At 50.4% G+C, this 22558-nt stretch carries 20 protein-coding genes; 2 read left to right on the top strand and 18 right to left on the bottom strand.

Annotated elements, in window-relative coordinates; genetic code table 11:
- The first annotated feature begins 379 nt into the window (after positions 1–379).
- Positions 380–1270 carry a radical SAM/SPASM domain-containing protein gene (locus H8710_RS00560; protein WP_249293440.1) on the top strand — a complete coding sequence of 297 codons (891 nt, stop codon included), beginning with the start codon at positions 380–382 and terminating at the stop codon, positions 1268–1270.
- Positions 1271–1419: 149 nt separating this feature from the next.
- Positions 1420–2700, top strand: a complete 1281-nt coding sequence (locus tag H8710_RS00555) for an O-acetylhomoserine aminocarboxypropyltransferase/cysteine synthase family protein (RefSeq protein WP_249293439.1) — start codon at positions 1420–1422, stop codon at positions 2698–2700.
- 44 nt (positions 2701–2744) lie between these two features.
- Here the strand turns inward: H8710_RS00555 and ilvD are convergent, their stop codons facing one another.
- The 18 genes from ilvD to H8710_RS00460 form a co-directional block, all read right to left on the bottom strand.
- A complete protein-coding gene (ilvD, locus tag H8710_RS00550; RefSeq protein ID WP_249293438.1) occupies positions 2745–4400 on the bottom strand; it encodes a dihydroxy-acid dehydratase in 1656 nt (551 codons plus the stop codon).
- Between the two features lie 25 nt (positions 4401–4425).
- Entirely contained in the window at positions 4426–5217 is a 792-nt protein-coding gene (locus H8710_RS00545) for a hypothetical protein (RefSeq protein ID WP_249293437.1), read from the bottom strand.
- Positions 5218–5318: 101 nt separating this feature from the next.
- Positions 5319–6821, bottom strand: coding sequence for a lysine--tRNA ligase (gene lysS, locus H8710_RS00540; protein WP_249293436.1), 1503 nt, complete (start codon positions 6819–6821; stop codon positions 5319–5321).
- Positions 6822–6937: 116 nt separating this feature from the next.
- Positions 6938–7414, bottom strand: coding sequence for a transcription elongation factor GreA (gene greA / locus H8710_RS00535; RefSeq protein WP_249293435.1), 477 nt, complete (start codon positions 7412–7414; stop codon positions 6938–6940).
- A 366-nt stretch (positions 7415–7780) separates the two neighbouring features.
- Positions 7781–8719: a transketolase family protein gene (locus H8710_RS00530; protein WP_249293434.1), complete on the bottom strand. Its 939-nt coding sequence runs from the start codon at positions 8717–8719 to the stop codon at positions 7781–7783.
- A gap of 20 nt (positions 8720–8739) precedes the next feature.
- Positions 8740–9579, bottom strand: coding sequence for a transketolase (locus tag H8710_RS00525; RefSeq protein WP_249293433.1), 840 nt, complete (start codon positions 9577–9579; stop codon positions 8740–8742).
- 47 nt (positions 9580–9626) lie between these two features.
- Positions 9627–11378 (bottom strand): RluA family pseudouridine synthase, encoded by a 1752-nt coding sequence (locus H8710_RS13485; RefSeq protein ID WP_430413295.1) that lies wholly within the window; start codon positions 11376–11378, stop codon positions 9627–9629.
- Entirely contained in the window at positions 11371–11862 is a 492-nt protein-coding gene (gene lspA / locus H8710_RS00510) for a signal peptidase II (protein ID WP_249293432.1), read from the bottom strand. The genes H8710_RS13485 and lspA overlap by 8 nt, the downstream gene beginning before the upstream one ends.
- A 217-nt stretch (positions 11863–12079) precedes the next feature.
- Positions 12080–12838 carry a DivIVA domain-containing protein gene (locus H8710_RS00505; protein ID WP_249293431.1) on the bottom strand — a complete coding sequence of 253 codons (759 nt, stop codon included), beginning with the start codon at positions 12836–12838 and terminating at the stop codon, positions 12080–12082.
- A 46-nt stretch (positions 12839–12884) separates the two neighbouring features.
- Positions 12885–13646, bottom strand: coding sequence for a YlmH family RNA-binding protein (locus H8710_RS00500; RefSeq protein ID WP_249293430.1), 762 nt, complete (start codon positions 13644–13646; stop codon positions 12885–12887).
- Positions 13647–13727: 81 nt separating this feature from the next.
- The gene (locus H8710_RS00495) at positions 13728–14180 is read right to left on the bottom strand and encodes a cell division protein SepF (protein WP_249293428.1); all 453 of its coding nucleotides are present in this window, start codon (positions 14178–14180) and stop codon (positions 13728–13730) included.
- Between the two features lie 23 nt (positions 14181–14203).
- Entirely contained in the window at positions 14204–14938 is a 735-nt protein-coding gene (locus H8710_RS00490) for a YggS family pyridoxal phosphate-dependent enzyme (protein ID WP_249293427.1), read from the bottom strand.
- Entirely contained in the window at positions 14919–16142 is a 1224-nt protein-coding gene (locus H8710_RS00485; protein ID WP_249293426.1) for a biotin/lipoyl attachment domain-containing protein, read from the bottom strand. The genes H8710_RS00490 and H8710_RS00485 overlap by 20 nt, the downstream gene beginning before the upstream one ends.
- Positions 16143–16379, bottom strand: coding sequence for an RNA chaperone Hfq (gene hfq / locus H8710_RS00480; RefSeq protein WP_249293424.1), 237 nt, complete (start codon positions 16377–16379; stop codon positions 16143–16145).
- 59 nt (positions 16380–16438) lie between these two features.
- Complete coding sequence (gene miaA / locus H8710_RS00475) at positions 16439–17383, bottom strand: tRNA (adenosine(37)-N6)-dimethylallyltransferase MiaA (RefSeq protein ID WP_249293423.1); 945 nt, start codon at positions 17381–17383, stop codon at positions 16439–16441.
- Between the two features lie 11 nt (positions 17384–17394).
- Positions 17395–19401 (bottom strand): DNA mismatch repair endonuclease MutL, encoded by a 2007-nt coding sequence (mutL, locus tag H8710_RS00470; protein WP_249293422.1) that lies wholly within the window; start codon positions 19399–19401, stop codon positions 17395–17397.
- Positions 19402–19421: 20 nt separating this feature from the next.
- On the bottom strand, positions 19422–22031 hold the full coding sequence (gene mutS, locus H8710_RS00465; protein WP_249293421.1) for a DNA mismatch repair protein MutS: 2610 nt from the start codon (positions 22029–22031) through the stop codon (positions 19422–19424).
- Between the two features lie 89 nt (positions 22032–22120).
- Positions 22121–22525, bottom strand: a complete 405-nt coding sequence (locus H8710_RS00460; RefSeq protein ID WP_249293420.1) for a YlbF/YmcA family competence regulator — start codon at positions 22523–22525, stop codon at positions 22121–22123.
- Between the last annotated feature and the right edge of the window lie 33 nt (positions 22526–22558).

The raw sequence follows: 22558 nt of genomic DNA, 5'->3' as shown, positions 1-22558 counted from the left end.
CAATGTGTGCTATGCGCCGCAGGCGCAATCATTTTGTCTCGCAAAATGATTCGTGGATGATTATCACCATAACAAAAACAGCTAAAGCTGTTTTGCGCCGCTGAAAGCGGCGTGCAAGCCCTATGGGCTTGCGGATATGGTATAATAACCTCACGGCGTGAACCGAAGCCTTGTTCTACAAGCCTTCGGACGCCTGAGAGTACATTTTATCACAATTTGGGGCTATCGCCCCTGTAACTACGCCACTGATTGCGCTTTGCGCAATCAAATTGTGGTACAATATCCACGAACGACACACTTTGTATACCGTGCGTCGTAAACGCAAGAGTGTTTTCATCCACTGCCCGAAAATTATTCAACTCAATTAAAGGAGTTTGCTATGCGCTTTAAGCGAATATACATTGAAATCGGCAATATCTGCAACCTTAATTGTTCCTTTTGCAGCAAGGGAATCCGACCCAAACGCCAAATGGATGAAGCAGAGTTTCGTCATGTTATTCAACAAATCAAACCGTACACGAAATATGTGTATTTCCATATCAAAGGGGAACCGCTAATGCACCCTCTGCTGGGAATCTTCCTGGATATCTGCGCCGAATTCGGACTGTTGGTCAACCTGACCACCAACGGCACCCTGCTTCCTGAAATCGCTGAGCTGCTTCTGTCCAAACCCGCCCTCCGGCAGGTAAACATCTCCTTACACAGCTTTTCCGCCCACGACGGTATAGACACCGAAAAATACCTGGACACCATCTTGAAATTCTCACAAAAAGCGAGCCTGGAACACCGCAAATTTATTGTACTGCGCCTCTGGAACCTAGATAAAAACCGTGGCGCTGATGAAGCCTCCTGTGATATTATGGCAAAAATCCGGACTTTCTTCCACTTTAAAGGAAATCTCGCGGCACTCATGTCCACCCAGCGGAGCGTTATGCTGGAAAAAGGCATTTTCATCAGCTGGGAGGAAGAATTCCTGTGGCCGTCCCTCTCTCACCCAGTGGTGACCGACGAAGGCATCTGTCACGGCGCACGAAACATGCTGGGAATTCTCGCCGACGGAACCGTGGTACCCTGTTGCCTGGATGCCAACGGAGAAGCTCCCCTTGGAAATATTTTTACCGAATCTATGTGCTCTATTGTGGAAAGCAAACAACTTCAGACAGTGGCCGCCAGCTTTACGAACCAGCGCATCGTACTTCCCCTCTGCCAGCGCTGCACTTATCGAATCCGATTCAATCAGCCGGATTCTCGCTTGGTTCCTCCAAGGTAGTTTTGTCAGTTTTTCCAAAAAAACTGCTATGTCGGCAGCATCTTTTTATCGCGAAATTTAAAATTCCTATTGACTTAGTATGATTTAGGAGTTATAATAATGGAAAATATTCCTACTAAATACATATGATTTAAAAAGGAGGCCATCCTATGTCCAGAAACTTTCATTTTGAGACACAGCAGCTTCATGCGGGACAAACCGTAGATCCCGCTACCAAATCCCGGGCCGTCCCCATCTACCAGACCACTTCTTATGTGTTTGACGATACTCAGCACGCAGAAGATCTGTTCGGACTCAAGGCAACCGGAAACATTTACTCCCGGATCATGAACCCCACTACTGATGTCTTTGAAAAACGGATGGCCGTGCTGGAAGGAGGTGTAGGAGCAGTCGCCACTGCTTCCGGCTCTGCCGCAATTACCTATGCGATTTTAAACATCGTTCGGGCAGGTGACGAAATTGTCGCGGCTTCCACTCTATATGGCGGCACCTATAACCTTTTCAGTGCGACTCTGCCCCGCTTAGGAATCCGTACCATATTCGTAAACCCCGACGACCCTAAGAATTTTGAAACCGCTATCACCGACAAGACCCGGGCCCTCTATATTGAATCTTTGGGCAATCCGGGTATCAATATCGTCGACATGGAAAAGGTGGCGGAAATTGCTCATAGCCACGGTATCCCGCTGATCGTAGACAACACCTTCGGCACGCCATACCTGATCCGTCCCTTTGAGTACGGCGCAGACATCGTTGTCCATTCCGCGACTAAATTTATCGGCGGCCACGGCACTTCTATTGGCGGCATCGTGGTCGACAGCGGCAAATTCGACTGGGTCGCCAGCGGAAAGTTCCCAGATTTGACTGACCCGGACAACAGCTATCATGGAATCCGCTATGTGCAGGATGTGGGGGCCGCCGCCTACATCACGAAGCTCCGGGTCCAGCTACTCCGGGATACTGGTGCCTGCCTCAGCCCCTTCAATGCATTTTTGTTCTTGCAGGGCTTGGAAACCCTCTCCATTCGAGTGGAGCGGCACGTTGAAAACGCCAAAAAGATCGCTGAATTTTTGGAAAGGCACGAAAAAGTCTCCCGCGTGAACTATCCCTCTTTGGAGAGCAGCCCTTATCACACTTTGTCGGAACGATATTTCCCCAAAGGCTCCGGCTCTATCTTCACTTTCGAAGTGAAAGGCGGCGCAAAAGCGGCCCGAAATGTCATCGACAACCTGGAAGTGTTCAGTGACCTTGCAAATGTCGCCGACGCGAAATCTTTGGCTGTTCATCCTGCATCTACCACCCACCAGCAGCTTTCGCCGGAAGAACAGAAGCAAGCGGGCGTCACCGAAAGCCAAATTCGCCTTTCCATCGGACTCGAGCATGTGGATGACCTGATTGAAGACTTGAGGCTAGCTTTGGAGCAAATATAACGAATATGTAAAAATCCCCTGCCAGTTGGCAGGGGATTTTTTTGCTATTTATCGTATACCGCGCCTCTGGAGGCAGAGTTTACAATCGCCGCATACCGTTTCAAGTAGCCTTTGACCTCTTTTTGGTAAGGTACAAAGTTTTCTTTGCGTTTTTGGAGTTCCGCTTCGTCAACCAGCAAGGTGATGCTGCGGTTGGGGATGTCGATAGCGATCTGGTCACCCTCTTCAATAAGGCCGATCATACCGCCCGCTGCTGCTTCCGGGGAAATATGCCCGATGGCAGCTCCTTTGGTGGCGCCGCTGAACCGTCCGTCAGTGATAAGAGCAACTTCTTTGTCGAGGCCCATCCCCACCAGAGAAGCAGTAGGAGCCAGCATTTCCTGCATACCGGGTCCGCCTTTGGGGCCCTCATAACGGATGACGACCACATCGCCTGACACGATTTTTCCGTCACGGATGGCGTCGCAGGCCTCTCCTTCGCTGTTAAAGACCCGCGCCGGACCTTGATGCTTCATCATTTCTTCGCAGACAGCACCCTGCTTAACGACGCAGCCTTCCGGAGCCACGTTGCCGCGGAGCACGGCGATGCCACCATCCTTGCGGATAGGCGCTTGAATGGTATGAATGATTTTGCCGTCTGCTTCGGGAACATTCTCAAAACGCTCCGACTGCTTGCCGCTGACAGTCATGACGTCAGTATTGATAAATCCGCCTTTGGAGAGTTCTTTCAGCACCGCCTGGATACCGCCCATAGCGTCCAAATCCTGAATGAAGGTGCTTCCGGCGGGATTCAGCTTGCAAAGCTGGGGGGCCGTACCACTCAGTTCCTCAATAGTGGTCAGATCCACGTCCACATTGGCCTCATATGCGATGGCGAGAATGTGGAGAACGGTATTCGTGGAACAGCCCAATGCCATCTCAGCAGTCAAGGCGTTTTTGATATTCTCCTTGGTGAGGATCTGAGACGGCAGAATCTGATTCTCGATTAGGTAAAGAATCCGCTCACCGGTTTCTTTGGCGAAACGCAGACGTTTGGAGGAAGTAGCAAGGGCAGTGCCGCTGCCAGGGAGGGACATTCCCATAGCCTCCACCAAACAGTTCATCGAGTTGGCGGTGTACATGCCGGAGCAGGAGCCGCAGGTGGGGCAGACGTTGTCCTCAAAATCCTTGAGATCCGACTCGGTGATTTTTCCGGCACTGTAAGCGCCGACCGCCTCAAAGCCCTCGGAAAAACCCACACGCTTACCGCCGACTACGCCGGCCTCCATAGGGCCGCCACTGATAAAGATGGATGGGAGATTCAACCGGGCTGCCGCCAGCATCATGCCGGGGACAATTTTGTCACAGTTTGGAATAAACACAATTCCGTCCAGGGGATGAGCAGTCAGCATTACTTCAATGCTATCGGCAATCAGTTCCCGGGAAGCCAAGGAGTATTTCATCCCCACATGGTTCATAGCAAGGCCGTCGCAGACCCCAATGGTGTGAAACTCAAAGGGCACGCCGCCTGCATTGCGGATACCGGCTTTGACAGCGTCGGCCAACAGCCCCAGGTGCATGTGGCCCGCCACATATTCGCTCTCAGCGCTGACCACCGCCACAAAGGGACGTTTGATCTCACTGTCGGTCAGGCCCATGGCCTTTAATAAAGAACGGTGCGGCATCCTGGCAGGGCCGCTTTTCATCAAATCACTGCGCATAAAGTTCTCCTCTTTCTATGTAGATTTACGCGGCCCACTCCCCCTTGACGACGTGATCGACAAAGTTCAGTGCATCCTCGTATTTTTTCTGTGTTTTTTCGTTGTCTTGTACGTTTCCTTCAATTTTGCGGACGCAAAGGTAGAGTTCTGACCCCACTGTATTCATCCGCCATTTTTTGCCCAACGCAGTCTGCTGGATCAGTACCTTGTCATCCTGCACCAACTCCGGCAGATCGGGATAAAGCGCCGACAGGTCGGTAAAGATACTTTCGCCGCCGTTGCTTCCTATGAGCTGGTCGTAGGTTTGGCCATCCAGGATGAAGACCAGATCCTCACCGGCGTTCAAAACGGCCAGTATTTTCTGCTCGCCCACCATTGTCGTTTGGTCATTGGATCCGGTTCCATCGTAATTGACCTGCATTTCGTTGACGAGAACCGCCTTTTTGCCGTTTCCGTCATAATCCTCGATGTAAGCGGCGGCATCTTCCCCCATCCCTTCGTTGATGGCGGAAAAAGAGTACTTGCTGGCAATATCCACCACCAAATCGTACTTCACGCCGAAAAAAATGTCCTTGACGAACCATCCGGCCACAAACACCACAAAAACGGCAAGCCAGGTGACCAGTTTATAATGATACCAATAATTATCCCATTTTTCTTTGAACGTTTTGGGGAGAAGGATCTCTTCCTCCTGTTTCGGCAAAGCGTCGACAATTTCCGGATGTTCCGATGCGGCCTGCCTCATTTTCTTAAGCTCTATCAGCTCCTGGAGTTCCCGCTGTTCTTCACTGACTTGATCGTTTTTATTAGACTCCAAAACAGCACCTCCTAAAAAATTTACAAACTATTTGTAAATTTTTTAATTTTCCCTTATTTGCGACAAACCTCTTACCCGAAAAAGGTAAGAGGTTTAAATGCTTACTGGCCCAGCGGCTTCATTGTCGGAAACAGCAATACATCGCGAATGGACGCGCTGTTGGTGAGAAGCATCACCAAACGGTCCAGCCCGAAGCCCAATCCGCCTGTAGGGGGCATACCGTATTCCAAAGCGGTGATAAAATCTTCGTCCACTTCAGCATTGGCACCGGTGGCGCGTTTGGCCTCCACCTGTTTGACAAAGCGTTCCCGCTGGTCGATGGGATCGTTCAGTTCCGAGAAGGCGTTGCCCATCTCCCGATTGTAGATAAAATACTCAAACCGCTCAGTAAAGGCGGGATCAGAGGGTTTTCTCTTGGCCAGGGGAGAATTCTCCACCGGATAATCGTAGATAATGGTGGGCTGGATGAGCTTATCTTCCACAAAAGCCTCGAAAAAGGCGATAAGCACATGTCCTTTGGTAGCGTTCGCCCCTTCTTCCACTTCGACATCGTGGGCCTTGGCGCAGGCTCTTGCGTCCTCGTCGGAGGCCCAGTCATTGTAGTCGACCCCGGCGTATTTCTTCACAGCTTCCACCATGGTCAGGCGTTCCCAAGGGCCGCCCATATTGATTTCAGTTCCCTGATAATTGATGGTGGTAGTGCCACAGACCTTTTTCGTAATAGTGATGTACATATCTTCTATCAAATCCATCATGCCGTGGTAGTCGGTATAAGCCTGATAGAGCTCAATAGAAGTAAATTCCGGGTTGTGAGAGGTGTCCATGCCCTCGTTGCGGAAAATTCGACCCACTTCATACACCCTGTCGAACCCGCCGACGATGAGGCGCTTCAGGTACAGTTCGGTTTCAATGCGGAGATACATGTCGATGTCCAGAGTGTTGTGATGGGTAACAAAGGGTCTCGCCGCCGCTCCAATCTCCAACGTATGAAGTACAGGGGTATCCACTTCCAGGTAACCCAAATTGTCGAGATAAGCCCGCACCTCCTTGAGGATTTGGCTTCTCTTTAAAAAGGTATCCTTCACCTCAGGGTTCACGATCAAATCCACGTACCGCTGACGGTAACGGGTGTCGGTATCCTTCAGGCCATGAAATTTCTCCGGCAGGGGGAGCAGTGATTTGGAAAGGAGAATAATCTTCTGAGCGTGAACCGAAATCTCGCCCTTCTGGGTACGAAATACAAAGCCTTCCACGCCGACGATATCGCCGATATCCCATTTCTTAAAAGCCGCGTATTCGTCGGTGCCAACGTCGTCCCGTTTCACATAGACCTGCATCCGGTCGCTGCCGTCGCGGACGTCCATAAAGCTCGCTTTTCCCATAATACGGCGGCTCATCATCCGTCCGGCAATTCGGACAGCCTGGCCTTCTATTTGCTCGAAACTTTCACGGATATAGCCGTTTTGGGCTGTGACGTCATATTTAGTAATCTCGTAAGGATTTTTGCCCTCTTCTTTTAGGGTGTTCAGCTTTTCTCTGCGGATGCGCAGCAGTTCGCTTAAATCCTCGGTCTGCTCGGCTGGAGTGTTGATCGCGTCGCTCATAGTTTTTTTCCTTTCCCATTTACACTTCTTTAAAATAGGGACAGAGCCTTCGCCCTGTCCCTGCATGGTAATCCTTTTTGCAATATTGTCAGGACGGTAAAAGCCGCTGAAGGCTGTTACATCATAATTTCCAAGACCTCATAGGAAATCACCGCTCCGGAAGGAACTGGGATTTCGACTACATCTCCGATCTTATGGCCTAAAAGAGCCTTACCCACCGGGGATTCGTCAGAAATTTTTCCAAGAGTGGGGTCGGCTTCAGTGGAGCCCACGATGTGGAAGGTCTCTTCATCTCCGAATTCCACATCCTTGACCTTCACTTTGCTGCCCACACTGACGTTTTCAGTGTTCAGTTCGTCGGTATCCAATATCTTTACGTTTTTGAGCATGGCTTCGATTTGCAGAATCCGCGCCTCGATCATAGCCTGCTCGTTCTTCGCTTCGTCGTACTCACTGTTTTCCGAAAGGTCGCCGAAGGAAATCGCCACTTTGATTTTGTCGGCAATGTCTTTCCGTTTGACGGTTTTGAGCTCTTCCAGCTCTTTTTCGAGGTTAGCTAGACCCTCGCTGGTGAGAATCACTGGTTTCGCCATAGTTTCAGTTACCGTTACGGCCCTTTTCCTTAAATAGACCGTTCCTTTCAAAAATTGATTTCCGCCGAAATCCGGCGTTTCCTTTATCTTACTGATTTCAAAGCAAAAGGCGGCCATCCCGCCTTTTTCATCCTGTAAAATCAGTAATGAATTCAGTATAAAGGGCAATGACCATCGGCTTTTCTGCAAAAGTCCGATGGTTATCACAAAACTCTATAATGTTTTAGATTATAGTATATGCCCGTTTGTTTGTCAAGTAAAAGGGTGGGATTTTTTTGTTTTTACACCGCATTCACATTTGACTAATGCCGACAAAGCTTGCAGAAGAGCTCAGCAAGCCAGTGACGCCTGATAGCTGCTTTTACATTACAGCATCCCTTTTACACGTTTTACAATGTTCTCTGAACCTAATCCGAACAACTTCAGCAAATCCAACGCTGGGCCTGACATACCAAAACGATCCTCTACGCCCAGCCGTTTAACGAGGCAGGGACACTCTTCACAAACTACTTCCGCCACGGCGCTGCCCAGCCCGCCGATGATATTATGCTCTTCTACCGTGAGGATTTTACCAGTTTCCTTCGCCGCTTTGACAATAATTTCCCGATCGATGGGCTTGATGGTATGGATATTGATGACTCGAGCATCGATGCCTTCTTTAGAAAGTTCTTCGGCGGCCATCCGGGCTTCATTGACCATCAGGCCAGTGGCGATGATGGTTACGTCTTTACCGTCCCGGAGAGTAATACCTTTGCCCAGTTCAAAGCGGTAGCTTTTCTCGTCGTTGAAAACTGGCACCGCCAAGCGCCCGAATCTCAGATAAACAGGTCCGTCGTGAAGGGCCGCCGCACGAACCGCCGCGTGGGCTTCTACGTCATCGGCAGGATTGATAATCGTCATACCGGGGATAGTGCGCATAAGCGCGATATCCTCGTTGCACTGATGAGTGGCGCCGTCCTCCCCGACGGAGATGCCCGCATGGGTGGCGCCAATTTTGACGTTTAGGTGAGGGTAACCGATAGAGTTGCGGATGATTTCAAAAGCCCGGCCCGCCGCAAACATAGCAAAGGAGCTTGCGAACACCGTCTTTCCGGTTGCCGCTAATCCTGCCGCCACACCCATCATGTTGGCTTCGGCGATACCGCAGTCAAAAAACCGGTCCGGCACCTGCTTTTTAAAGATCCCCGTTTTTGTGGCCGCCGCCAGATCGGCATCCAGTACCACTAAATCGTCTATTTCTTTGGACAGCTCCACCAAAGCGTTTCCATAGCTGTCTCGGGTGGCAATTTTCTTGATTTCAGACATACTTCTCGTTCCCTTCCCTCTTAATCCAAGTCGTTCAGCGTATCTCTCAGTTCCTTGAGTGCAGCTTCATACTGCTCGGCGTTGGGGGCGGAACCGTGCCAGCCCACCTGGTTCTCCATAAAAGAAATGCCTTTGCCCTTGATACTCTTCTGCACGATAACGGTGGGTTTGTCCTTCACCGTTTTCGCTTCCTCGAAGGCTTTCTCGATTTCATCGAAATTGTGGGCGTCGATGGTGATAACGTGCCAGCCGAAAGCAGCAAATTTTTCCGGAATGGGGTAAGGGGACATGACTTCTTCAACGGTGCCGTCGATCTGAAGGTTATTGTTGTCGACAATGGCCACAAGATTATCCAGCTTGTAGTGAGAGGCGAACATGGCCGCTTCCCAGACTTGGCCCTCCTCGATTTCCCCGTCGCCTAAAATGGAATAGGTGCGGTAGCTGTCTCCGGAAATCTTCGCCGACAGAGCCATGCCGCAAGCGGCAGAAATTCCCTGTCCCAATGAACCGGTGGACATGTCCACGCCGGGGATGTGTTTCATATCAGGATGGCCCTGAAGCATGGAGCCAATGTGACGCAGATTTTTCAGTTCGCTTTCAGGGAAAAAGCCCTTGAGGGCCAGCGCTGCATACAATGCTGGAGCGGTATGCCCCTTGGAGAGAACCAGCCTGTCTCTGTTTTGCATCTTGGGATTTTTAGGATCGACGTTCATCTCTCGCCAATAGAGGTAGCTCAAATCCTCCGCAATAGAAAGAGAGCCGCCCGGATGACCGGATTTGGCGTGAAAAGTACCCTCAATAATCCCCATCCGGATTTTGCAGGCAATTTTCATTAATTCTTTTTTCGTCGTTGCATCCATCTTGTGTAACCATTCCTTTCTACATGCCTATGAAACTGATTTTATCCTTAAAACAATTTTTTCTTGTTTTCCATTACATATTCTATGGCTTCCGCCACGCCGTTTTGTCCGTTGGATGAGACTACAAGGCTGGCAGTCACCTTAACATCCCGACAGGAGTTGGACACCGCTATCCCGAAGCCGGCCATCTCTATCATTTCCAAATCATTGTAAAAATCACCGATAGCCGCCGTCTTTTCCAGCGGAATACCAATTTCGCTGCAAAGCCGTCTGAGCGCAGAGCCTTTATTTGCATCCGCCGGCACCATCTCAACAAGGCGTTCCGCCGAATGGACGATGCGCACCCCCTGAATATTCAAGTTCTCTAATTCCCTTTGCAGCGCACCAACCTGGTCTTTTTCCGCCGCAAACATCACTTTAAGCCACCGTTTTGGAATAACGTCTTCTATTCCGCACCGTTCATGGGGTACTTGATATCCTCCGTCGTTTAAATGCCAGCGGATAAAATCGTTGTACACCACGGCGTACAGTGCGTGATCGTCCAATACTTCGATGCCCACCGTTTCTCCAAATATTTGGTAAATATAGGGTACCGCTTTTTTGGCTTCTTCCGGCAGTCCAGTCTCCCAAATCGTCTCCTTTGAAACCGGGTCGTAAATCATCGCCCCGTTGTAGAGTGTCACCGGAACATCGAGTTCCAATTCCTCCAGATAGGGGGCCACAGTAGGGATTGACCGCCCAGTCGCTACAGTAAAAGTCCCTCCGGCTTCCCGGAATCGTCGGATTGCCGCCTTGTCTATCTCAGAAATAGTCTTATCGTCCTGCAACAGCGTTCCATCCAAATCAGAGGCGATAAGGACATCCGCCATACTGACGGACGGCTTAATTCCCGATTCCCTGCGGAGTTTTTCGAGGAAATCCTCAAACACCTCGGGGAGGGGACTGTCAAATTCCAAATACTCCCCCGTTGTGGGATGGACAAATCCGATACTCTTGGCGTGAAGGCACTGGCCATTTAATACCTCCAGCACTTTTTTGGGGCCATACACCGGATCTCCCGCCACTGGATGTCCTATAGATGCCATATGTACCCGGATTTGATGGGTCCGCCCAGTCTCCAGCCGCAGTTTCACATAGGTAAAGGAGCCGTACCGCTCCAGCACCCGAAAATGAGTGACAGCACGCCTCCCGCCGGAAGTAAGCACCGCCATCTTTTTGCGGTCCTGCGGGTGACGGCCCAGCTGGGTCTCAATGGTTCCCTCGTTCTCCTTAATATTACCGTAAACCACCGCGTGATATACCCGGGAAAAGCTGTGACGTTCAATCTGCTCCGCCAACTTTAAATGGGCGTTATCGTTTTTCGCTACAATCAAAAGGCCACTGGTATCCTTATCGATGCGATGGACGATGCCCGGCCGGATAACGCCGTTGATTCCCGAAAGAGAGTCCCTGCAATGATGCAAAAGAGCATTGACTAGAGTTCCGCTCTCATTTCCCACCGCCGGATGAACCACCATTCCCTTAGGCTTATTCACCACCAGCAGGTCGTCGTCCTCATAAACAACCGACAGAGGAATGTCCTCCGCCTCCACATCCAGCGATTTTGGCTCCGGCTCCTTTACCATCACCATATCGCCTACACGCAGCTTGCTGTTTTTAGAAGCAGAGGCTCCGTTGATGCGCACATGCCCCCCAGCAACCAGCTTTTGAACTGCCGAGCGGGTTTTCCCCTCCAGCTTTTCCGCTAAAAAGACGTCGATCCGCTGTCCAGCCTCCAGCTCAATTCGAAACTCACGCACCTTTTGTTTCTCCCGCAGCTTCTTTGTTTTTATGCCTCAGCTCGTAAAACAAAAGGTAAACCAGCAGCATGGCGGTTCCCACTGTCACGCAAATATCCGCGAAGTTAAATACCGCAAAGTTTATCACTTTCAGGTGAACGTAGTCCACTACAAAGCCCCGGTACACCCTGTCGATGAGGTTCCCCACACCGCCGCCAATAATCGTCGCCACCGCGAACAGCACCATGGCATTCTTAATTTTACCCGCCATGACAACGACGATGGCCGCCAAAATAACGATGGCTGTCGCCCAAACCAAAAGCCATTTCTGACCGGCCATCATGCCGAAAGCCGCCCCCCGGTTTTCCACATAAGTCAAATGAAAAATATCCGGAATAATGGGATGGCTTCCGACAGGCTTTAAATATTGGATAGCCAACACCTTGAGAATCTGGTCGATTCCCACCAGCACCGCCGACATCAGCAGCGCAACGTATCTTCTCATTCTTTTTCCTCCCAGCAACAGGACTTGTCTCCACACCATTTTAGCAGCGGCGCAATTTGTATAAAAATACAACAGGACTTTGTCCGCTTGTTTCAGTAAATGAGGGGAATTTTATAGGTTGACGCCATACGTCTTAAAATTTCACTTTGGCATAAGTAGTTGCCGCAAAAAAATTTTGCGGCAACCGGCAAATGATATCGTTCCCCATTATCCGGGATTATCGATTGTTGTTTTTCCCGAACTTCAGCTCCCCAAACTTCTCCTCAAAGGTCGGTTTCCGGGTAGGAGTAAAAGCGGGCTTTGAATTATTGCTCTGCACTTTGTCAAAGCGCATGGTAGAAACTGTTTCATCCGTTTCTTCCACCGTTTCCTCCGTGGCGGAAGCTTCCACAGATTCAGAACTGGTTGACACTTCTTCGGTTACCTCCGCAACAGTCTCTTGTGCCTCCTCTGTTGCCTCTTCTTTAATACCACCCAGCTTGTCATTATAAAATTCCGCTGTTTCCGCATCCATCTCGGGCAGATTGGTAATGACGTTCAGGTGCCGCTTATAGGTAGCAAGCAGCGTGGCCTTAAAGTCGGAAACTTCTTTCTGCATCTTGGCCAAGGTCATTTTTTCCTTCTCGGTCTGCCGCTGGATAGCGCCTATTGTTTCTTCCGCCTGTTTCTGAGCGTCGTAAACCATCCGGTCGGCGCGGTTTTTGGCGTCTGTAATCATCATATCCGCCTTGGTCTTCGCCTCATTCATGATGGTGTTGCCCATCTTTTGAGCACCCAGCAGGGCGTCTTTCAAATCGGATTCTTCTTTGCGGTACTCATTTATTTTCTCCGCCAAAACTCTCATTTTGGCGACCAATTCTTCTTTTTCTGCTTCCAGGGAGGAAATCTGTCGATTTAGTTCGTCGATGTGGTTGTCCACGTCTTCAGGACGATAGCCAAAGGCTGCTTTTTCAAACATTTTCACCGGTTTGCTCATTGAAGTTCCCTCTTTCCCAATAAAATTTCGTCAAAATGCTATTCCTTTATTCATTTACAAAAGCGTCAAATAAAACGCTGATTCTTCCTTTTCGTGTTTCGTGGCCCACCGTGGTCAATCGAAATTTTCCGTAGCCGCGTACCGTGAGTATGTCCCCCTCCTTGAGGAGCGAGGCCCCCTGGCTTTTGTCCAGGTAGTTGAGCGTCACCATGCCGCTTGTAATTAGCTTAGCCGCTTTTTCTCGGCTGAGACCCGTCACCAGCGACACCGACGCGTCCAATCGGAGAGATGCCAGAGTCCCTTTTAATTCCCTAAATTTTTGTACAGCCGTCACGGGCCCATCAACGCCCTGTTCGACTGTAACACCGACACCGCCGACTTTATCGATCTGCGTCGCAACTAATTTTTGAACCCGCTCTTCGGCAAACAAAAATGCCTTGCCGGAAGTAATCACAATGTCCCCGATGGTTTCCCGCTTAATCTGCTGTGCCATCAAGGTGCCCAGAAAATCTCTGTGTGACAGATGATAGTTATCAGGATATCGGAAAGTAAACGCCTTCAAGGGGAAATAATCATCCAACGGCTCCATATGGTCAGGGAACACCCCCAACATCTGTCGCTGGGCCCCGGGAAAACCGCCGTAAAATCGGTACTGTGCTCCGCTTTTACGGACGATGGGTTCCGCCATAGCCTGTTGCTGCTCATTGAGGAAGCTGCTGAATTTCATTGCATCCTGCCTCATCGACAATTCGATAAGATTCCGGATGCCCGCTAAGAAATATTCCCGTTCCTTTTGTTCCTTATCCATCTGCCCTCGTCAAAACTTGTAATATAAAAGACCTATAGGCTGCGCCCCTTTTTAAGGAACACAGCCTTTTTATTCATTCGCTTAGAAGTATACGCCGCTGTTTTCCAGCTCGTCCAGCAGATCGCCCATCAAATTCACATTGGAGGGGGTGATGATGAAGGTGCTGTTGGCCACCCGCTTCACCTCGCCGTTGTTGGCAAAGGCGACGCCGCTTAAAAAGTCCAAAAGCCGTCTCGAGAGCTCTTTGGAAGCGGACTCCAGGTTTAAGACCACAGTGCGTTTCTGATTTAAATGCTCGGCGATGGTCCGGGCATCTTCGAAACGCTCCGGCTTTACCAGCATCACCTGCAATTGAGTGGTAGCGTGAATGTTAACCACTTTGCTGCGGTTCATGTTGGGCATTTCGCTGTAGTTGCTGCCAGTTTCCCGTTTAATCTGGTCAAAATCCTCTATTTCAGGAGCCGGTTCCAATTCATCATCGTACTCGTCGTCATACTCAGTGAACATGTCTTTAAATTTCTGTACCAATCCCATATGTATTCCTGCCTTTCAACAAACTAGTGCGGTTTCGCCGCAGGGCGTTCCCCAAAAATTGCTCGTCCTAAGCGTATTTGGGTGGAGCCGCAGGCGATAGCCTCCCTGTAATCGTCTGACATCCCCATGGATAGAACGGAAAATTCCAATCCTTCTATTTTTTTCTCTTTGCAGAGCAAAAACAGTTCCTGCATCTTTTCAAAGTATAATGTTCCGGAAAACCGAGGCGGAATGGTCATCAGACCCTTAGCTTTCAAACCGGGCAGTTTTGCAATACGTTCCACCGCATCCAAAACCTCTTCTTCGTAGAAGCCGCTTTTTGTTTCCTCTTTGCCGATGTTCACCTGCAATAAAATATCCATCTCCATCCCGCGTTTTTCACATTCCCGGGACAGGGCTTGTGCCAGATGCAGAGAGTCCACCGACTCAATCATACTTACCTTTTCTATTATATCTCGAATCTTGTTGGTCTGCAAGTGTCCAATAAAATGAATTTTGTCCTTGGAAGCCCGGTAAAATGCAGCTTTTTGACAGATTTCCTGCACCCGGTTCTCCCCTAGAAGGCAAATTCCCTCCTGAAGGGCCACATTCACCCGCTCTGGCGGTACCGTTTTCGTCACCGCCATCAAAGCGACGTCCTTTTCCGCCCGCCCGGCGGCCTGAACCGCTTCTTTCACATTTGCCCGAATTTCCTCTATGTTTTGCCGGACGTCCCAGCCAAAAGATTCATCCATTTGCTCACACTGGTTTTTGGTCATATAAATCCTTACCCTTCACAATCACATCATCGTAAAGTTCCAGATAGCCTTCCTTGTTGTCGTAATAAGTCCTGCTGATGACAAAGTCGTCAGTCTCATAGAGCTTGTCCAGCTTGCGAAAATACACCTTGTTCATCGTTTTGATGTAGACACCCATTTCGTCGTCCTTGAACCGGATGGCCTCCTTAGGAACCTTGAGTCCCTTATAGGAGCTGACCAGCACTTCCGCCGACTGCACCCTGGTGCTCAACAAAAAGTCATTGATGGTATCTCCCAAAAAGACAACCTTGTACAGGCCGGACGCTTCATCGAAATCCACCGACTGAACTGTCGCCGGAACCGACTCTTTTTCAGTGGGGAACTGAAGAGTCGCCTTACTTCCCGCTCTCAGGGATTTAGCATGCTCTTCGGAAACCGTTACTGCATAGTACCAGTTGTGGTCCTTCACGATTTTCACCGAAGTAGAATCCGCCTGATACCCCTGATAGAATTTGACAAAATCATTGATCTGTCCCGCCGTCAGGGACTGCATGTAACTCTCTGTGAGGGCTTCCTCCTGCCCGTCTACATGATCGACGAAATAGCCGGCAGCAGTGGAATAAAATGCCTGGGACGTGCCGCCGAGGCCCGCTTTCAAAGAATCCCGCTGATTCATGAGGTTTTGAATCGTCTCGGTGTAATCGGTGCCGCTGTCCATTAAAAGGTTCCGCTTAGCATAAGTCTCTGTGAGCCCTGTGCGGATATCAGAAAGTTTCGAAAAGTTCTCTGTGTCCCGGGAGGTAATCAACCGCTCGCCGTACTCACTGATGGAACTGTTTAAAACTTCTGGCTTGATGATTTCCGAAGCGTCGCCGTTTTGCTGGATTTTCTGGAGAGTCTCCAGGGTCTGCTCCACATTTTTTAATTCCCGCTGCTCGTCAATGGCAGCTTGATTTTGATAAACGCTTCCCAGCTGTGTTTTGGTAGAAACTTTTTCCCCAACCGCGTAGTTGCAGCTGATGATGCCGTTTCCCCCAACAGAAATCACCGTTTCGTCCCGAAAAATAATGCCCTCTACTGGTATGGTATCGTTGACGGTCTGCTCGTAGACCGTCTGGGTAGCATAATCGCTTCCGCCAAACCGGAACATTTGGCAGATCACGTAAATAATAACAAACGCCGACAATACGACGGTTGAAATCTTGATAACCTTATCCGAGTTCAATTACTCCACATCCTCGTCGGCAGACAGAATCGCTATGGGTTTCGACGGGATAATCGTCGATACCGCGTGTTTGTAGACCAGGTTTTGCTTCCCGTCGCAGTCCAGAATCACTGTGAAATTATCGAATCCCTTGACAACGCCTCGAAACTGGAATCCATTGGTTAAATAAATCGTCACAGTAATCCTATCTTTACGCGCCTGATTCAAAAAGACATCCTGCAAATTCAGGTTTTTCATCCATTCATCCCCCTTGTCTCTCTATATATTGAAAATAGAAATAGGTATACAACTGTATATTAGCACAATATGGCGGAATTTTCTATGATTTTTATAGATTTTTCAAAAACTTTTGTAAAGTTTTCTTCCTCGTCCGGATAAATCCAGTGAATCCGTCCGTCCCGCCTAAACCACGTGAGCTGCCGCTTGGCATAGCGGCGGGTACTTTGCTTGAGTTTTTCCACGCATACATTGAGGGGAAGTTCCCCTTCTAGGTAAGGCTTTAGTTCCTTGTAGCCGATAGCCTGAGCGGAGGTTTCCAAAGGCGCGTCAAGCACCCTTCTCGCCTCCTCCAAAAGCCCCTCCGCCATCATCCGTTCCACCCGCAGGTTGATACGGTCGTACAAGTTTTGCCGGTCTTTGTAATTTAAACCGATCATGCAGAATCGGTAGGGAGAATCTTGTTCGTGACTCCGTTTCACCCATTCGGACATAGTGACTCCCGTCAGACGATACACTTCTATGGCGCGGACGATACGCAAAAGATTGTTCTCATGAAGGTTCTCCGCCGTCTCCGGGTCAAAGGTGCGAAGCTCTGAAAGCAAATAGCCATTTCCCTTTTCCTCCGCTTCCCGCAGAAGCTCTGCCCGGAGCGTCTCATCCCCGCCGCTTTCCCCTAGGGTAACGTTGTCAAGCAGAGTGTTGATGTAAAGTCCCGTTCCCCCTACCAGTACTGGGAGTTTTCCTCGACTGTGGATGTCGGCGATGACTTTTTTAGCCGAATGGATGTATTCCGCCAGAGAAAAAGGCTTATCCGGGTCCCAAAAGTCGATCAGGTGATGAGGAACCCCGTCCATTTCCTCAAAGGTGGGCTTCGCAGTGGCGATGTCCATGGTGCGGTAAATCTGCATGGAATCGGCGGAAACCACTTCTCCTCCGTAGTGCTTCGCAACAGCAATTCCTAAGCCGGTTTTTCCCGACGCTGTGGGGCCTACCACCGCCACAAGGGGTATTTTATCGGCCATGGGCAAACCTCCTACACAATTCTTCCAAATAATTTTTCGATTTCTTTTCTGGTATAACGGATCATTACCGGACGGCCATGGGGACAGTACCGGACATTTTCATCCCGGCAAATGATTTTGACTAGTTCCTCCAGTTCAACCCGGCTGTTCTGATCATGGGCTTTGACCGCGCCCCGACAGGCGATCCGATGGAGGATGTCCTCGATGAGTTCCGGGAATTCCGTCTTTCGATTTTGGAGAAGGCTTGCTGTTATTTCCAAAAACATCTCTTTGGCCCGCTCCGGCTCCGCCACCGCAGGCACTGACCGGAGGATCACGGTGAGGCCTCCGAAATCTTCTACGAGAAAGCCGACTTTTTGAAACAGATCCAGCCGTTCCATCACCGTCTCGTGCTCCTGCCGCGACAAAGTAACCGTCACCGGGCTCAAAAGGAGCTGCTTATCCAGTTCCCCGTTATTTTCCTTGAGCTTGTTGTATAAAATCCGTTCATGGGCGGCGTGTTTGTCGATCATGACAAACTCATCTCCCATCTGGGCGAGGATATACGTCCCGAACAGCTCTCCGATGACCTGCATGGGAGCAGCCGTCTGAGGCGCTTCCTGTCCCCCTCTATTATCGTGCAAAACAGTCGCAGTTTCTGTCGTTTTCTCTGGTTTTGTTTCCGGCGACTTTTGGGGAACGAATTCTTCCCCTTCATCGCAGCTATGTAACTCAAATACCGCTCGGGCGTCAGTGACAGGAGGCGGGACAAAATCGTCTGGATCGGGCTCCACGTCAATATTGATGGATTTGGGCTTTTTCGGGAGCCACTGATCTGCCGGACTTATGGAAATGGTCTCCTGCACTGCCGGAACCGCTTCACTGCGAAACGGACTGGCCACGTCCAAGGGTCCGTTGCCAGTCAGAGGGGCATTTGTCCGGAATGCCTCTTTTTGTATGCCCATAGTCTGTTTTGAAACTGACGCTCCCCTTTTCCCCTGCAATTCAGGCAATTTGTCCGAAACAGCTGTCTCTTTTCTGACCAGTGTTCCGTGATCTGCCACCGCACTTTTCACTGCGAAATAAACTGCGTCGAAAACCGCCTTTTCATTGACGAAACGGACCTCTATTTTCGCCGGATGAACGTTGACATCAACCTGGTCAAAAGGCATCTGGAGTTCTAAAACGCAGGCGGGAAATTTCCCCACCATCATGGCGCCCCGGTATCCTTCCTCCGCGGCAATGCCGCAGGTGCGAGTCTTAGTGTAGCGACCATTGATAAAAAAATGCTGCATCGACCGGTTTGCCCGGTGAAACATAGGCTTACCTGTCAGTCCAGTCACTTTGATGCCGTTCAGTTCGTAATCCACCGGCAGCATGTTCTGGGCAAACTCCCTGCCGAAGATGGTGTAAACGGCGCTTATGAGCTTGCTGTCCCCCGGTGTGTGAAAGGCTACCTTGTTGTCTCTTATGAGTTTTACCGAAATCTCCGGATGGGAGAGGGCGATTTTATCAACGATACTGGCAACAGCATTCCCCTCGGTTACATCTTTTTTGAGAAATTTAAGCCTTGCCGGCACGTTATAGAAAATGTCCCGGATGGTGATGGTGGAACCCAGGGGGCAGCCGGTCTCCCGCACCTCCTGGAGCTCCGATCCTTCGATTTTCACGTAGGTCCCCAGCTCTTCGCCGGCGGTTTTGGTCATCATTTCCACCCTGGCCACAGCCGCGATAGATGCGAGGGCCTCCCCACGGAATCCCAGGGTGCCGATCTCGTCCAAATCTCTGGCGTTTTTCACTTTGCTGGTGGCGTGACGAAGAAAGGCCGTGGGGGCATCGGACGGATGGATACCGCAGCCGTTGTCGGTAATACGGATGAAACGGATGCCGCCGTGTTGGATTTCCACCGTGATGATAGTGGCACCCGCGTCGATAGAGTTTTCGATCAGCTCCTTGACAATGGATGCGGGCCGCTCGATGACCTCGCCCGCCGCAATCAGTTCGGACACTTCTTTGGGCAGTACATGGATCTGGGGCATTTGGTTCCTCCTGTTATGTATTATTCCTGACCGTTTAAGATCGCTTTTAATTCGTATAGGGCTTCCAGCGCCTCTCTCGGCGTCAAGCTGTCGGCGTCCAGTTTTTTGAGTCTCCCCAGCGCCTTTTCGTTTTGCTGATCCTCAAAGGAAATCTGGTCGTCCTCCGCCCCGATGTGATAGGTCAGATCTGGTTTCCCGACGCTCATTTCCAGTTCGCTCAAAATGGTCTTGGCCCGTTTGATGACTTTACCCGGCACCCCGGCCAGCTTGGCCACCTCGATTCCGTAACTGTCGTCTGCGCCGCCGCGAACGATTTTGCGGAGGAAAATGATATCGTCCCCCCGCTTTTTCACGGCGATGTTGTAATTGACGACCCCTTCATACTCGTTTTCCAGCTCGGTCAGTTCGTGGTAATGAGTGGCAAACAGGGTTTTACAACCTAAATTTTTCTCCCGGACGATGTATTCTACTACGGCTTCGGCAATGCTCATGCCGTCGAAAGTGGAGGTTCCCCGCCCGATTTCGTCAAGGATAACTAAACTGTTTGGGGTGGCGTTTTGAAGAATGTGGGCCACCTCGCTCATTTCCACCATAAAGGTGGACTGGCCCGCCGTCAGGTCATCGGACGCGCCAACTCGGGTAAACACCTTGTCCACCAATGAAATCGTGGCCGCCTTGGCCGGCACAAAGGAACCCATCTGCGCCATAATAACAATGAGGGCCACCTGACGCATGTAGGTGGATTTGCCCGCCATGTTGGGGCCGGTGATGATGGCGATTTTATTTTTGTCCCGGTCGAGAAATACATCGTTGGGGATAAATGCGCCGTCGGAAGAAATAGCCTCCACCACCGGATGCCGCCCCTCAATAATCTGGATTTCCCCATTAACCGAAAGTTGGGGACAGACGTAGTTGTGGTCCGCCGCCACCTGGGCAAAGGACTGTAAAACGTCCAGCTGGGCCACGGCGGCAGCTGTCCGCTCGATAACAGGCAGCTTGTCGGACACAATTTGCCGGATCTCGTTATAAAGCTCTGTCTCCAGCGCCACCATCTTGTCTGTGGCGTAGAGCACCTTGCTCTCCAGCTCTTTGAGTTCTTCTGTTATGTACCGCTCGCAGTTCACGAGAGTCTGTTTGCGGATGTACCGGTCGGGCACTAGATTCAGGTTCGATTTCGTCACCTCGATAAAATACCCGAACACCCGGTTATAGCTGATGCGCAAATTTTTGATGCCGGTAATGTCTTTTTCTCGTTGTTCGATGTCGGCCAAGTACCCCTTAGCGTTTGCATGGATGTCCTGAAGCTCGTCCAAATCGCCGTTATAGCCCTTTTTGATGACGCCGCCGTCTTTTAAAGAAACCGGTGGATCTTCCACAATGGCGCTGTCGATGAGTTGGCGGATGTCCGATAGTGTGTCCAGCTGAACGTCCAAATCCCGCAGAAGCGCCGACGAAAAAGTCCTCGTCAGCTCCTTCACCTGGGGCAGATGGGAGGCAGTATAAGAAAGCGCCTGCATCTCTCGGGGATTGACTGTACCGTATACTACCTTGGTCATCAGCCGCTGCAAATCATAGACACCGCTCAAGGCCTCCGCCAGTTCGATGCGATCGATGCTTTTCTCAAACAGCTCCGCCACCGCGGCCTGCCGCCTGGTGATCTGCGGGATGTTTGCAAGGGGCTGCTCCAAATATTTGCGAAGAAGCCGTTTTCCCATGGCGGTTTTCGTCTTGTCCAGCACCCAGAGAAGGGTTCCCCGCTTCTCCTGGGTGCGAATGGTCTCGGTAAGTTCCAAATTCCGGCGGGCAGTGAAGTCGATGGACAAAAACTGCTCTTCGTTATAAGAAGAAATACCGGTGATCCGGTTGATTCCTTCCTTCTGAGTCTGCCGCAGATAGTTTAGAAGGCTCCCCACCGCGTAAACAGCAAATTCCTGGTCCTCCAACCCCAAATCGGAAAGGCTCGTCTTTTTAAAATGGGATAGGATGGTCTTGACACAGGCGGATGCCTCGTACTCTTCGCTGTCCACCGGGTCAACGACGCAGTTTAATTTCTGCTTGAGAAATTCTCCTGCCTCCTTGCAGTCAAAAAATTTCTCATTGACCAGCAGCTCCGCCGGCGTAAATTTCGACAGCTCGTTGATAATGCCCCGCTCCACCGACTCGTCCCGGCTTTCGGTAAACAGCACTTCGCCTGTTGAAATATCGGCAAAACAGATGCCAAAGCCCGTTATGTCATAATAGACGCTGGCGATATAGTTGTTTTCTCCTTCCGGAAGCATACTTCCTTCGACGATGGTTCCCGGAGTCGTAATGCGGATGACTTCCCGCTTGACGACACCTTTTGCCTCATAGGGGGACTCCACCTGTTCGCAGATAGCCACTTTGTAGCCCTTTTCCACCAGCTTTTTGACATAAACGTCGCAGGCGTGGTGCGGCACTCCACACATAGGCGCCCGTTCCTCTAGCCCACAGTCCCGGCCGGTGAGGGTTAGTTCCAGTTCCCGAGACGCCGTCAAGGCGTCGTCGAAAAACATCTCATAAAAATCGCCCAAACGGTAAAAAAGGATATAATCCTTGTGCGCCTCTTTGATTTCCTTATACTGCTGCATCATCGGAGAAAGCTTGCCCACAATGAACGCCCTGCCTTTCAAAAAATGTCAATCCAAAAAAGAAGAAAAGAGGGCCGCCAAAATTTTTGGTGACCCTAGCTTTTTAAAGTTTAGTGGCATCCGCCGCAGGAGGAACAGCTGCCGCTGCACCCTGTGGGGATTTCACAGGTTTCAGGGTCTTCGCCATTGACGCACATCGTAAGGATGGCGTTCACCTGCTGCATGATCTCGTCCATTTCCTGCTTGGCGATATTGTACTCCATCATGTTCTTGTTGCCCATGACTTCAGTGTAAATGTTCTGCAGCTCCTCGTTGAGGACTTTGAGCTTTTCGTCGTCCCGCTCGGTTTTCTGCATCTCGTTATTCATGTCCAGTCTTTTCAGGTTAAACTTGCCGATATCGTCCTGCAATGCGGAATCATTATCGCAGGCAGTCTGTGCTTCCCGCAGTCTTTTGTATTCGGCGCTTGCCTGAATCTCTTTGCCCATGTCTCTTGCCATTTCGATCAATTTCATGTGTTCTTTTCCAGCCTTTCTATTCTAAAACGC

The organism is Fumia xinanensis (assembly GCF_014384905.1).
Classification (GTDB): Bacteria; Bacillota; Clostridia; order Oscillospirales; family Ruminococcaceae; genus Fumia; species Fumia xinanensis.
This window is presented reverse-complemented; position numbering and strand designations above follow the sequence as displayed.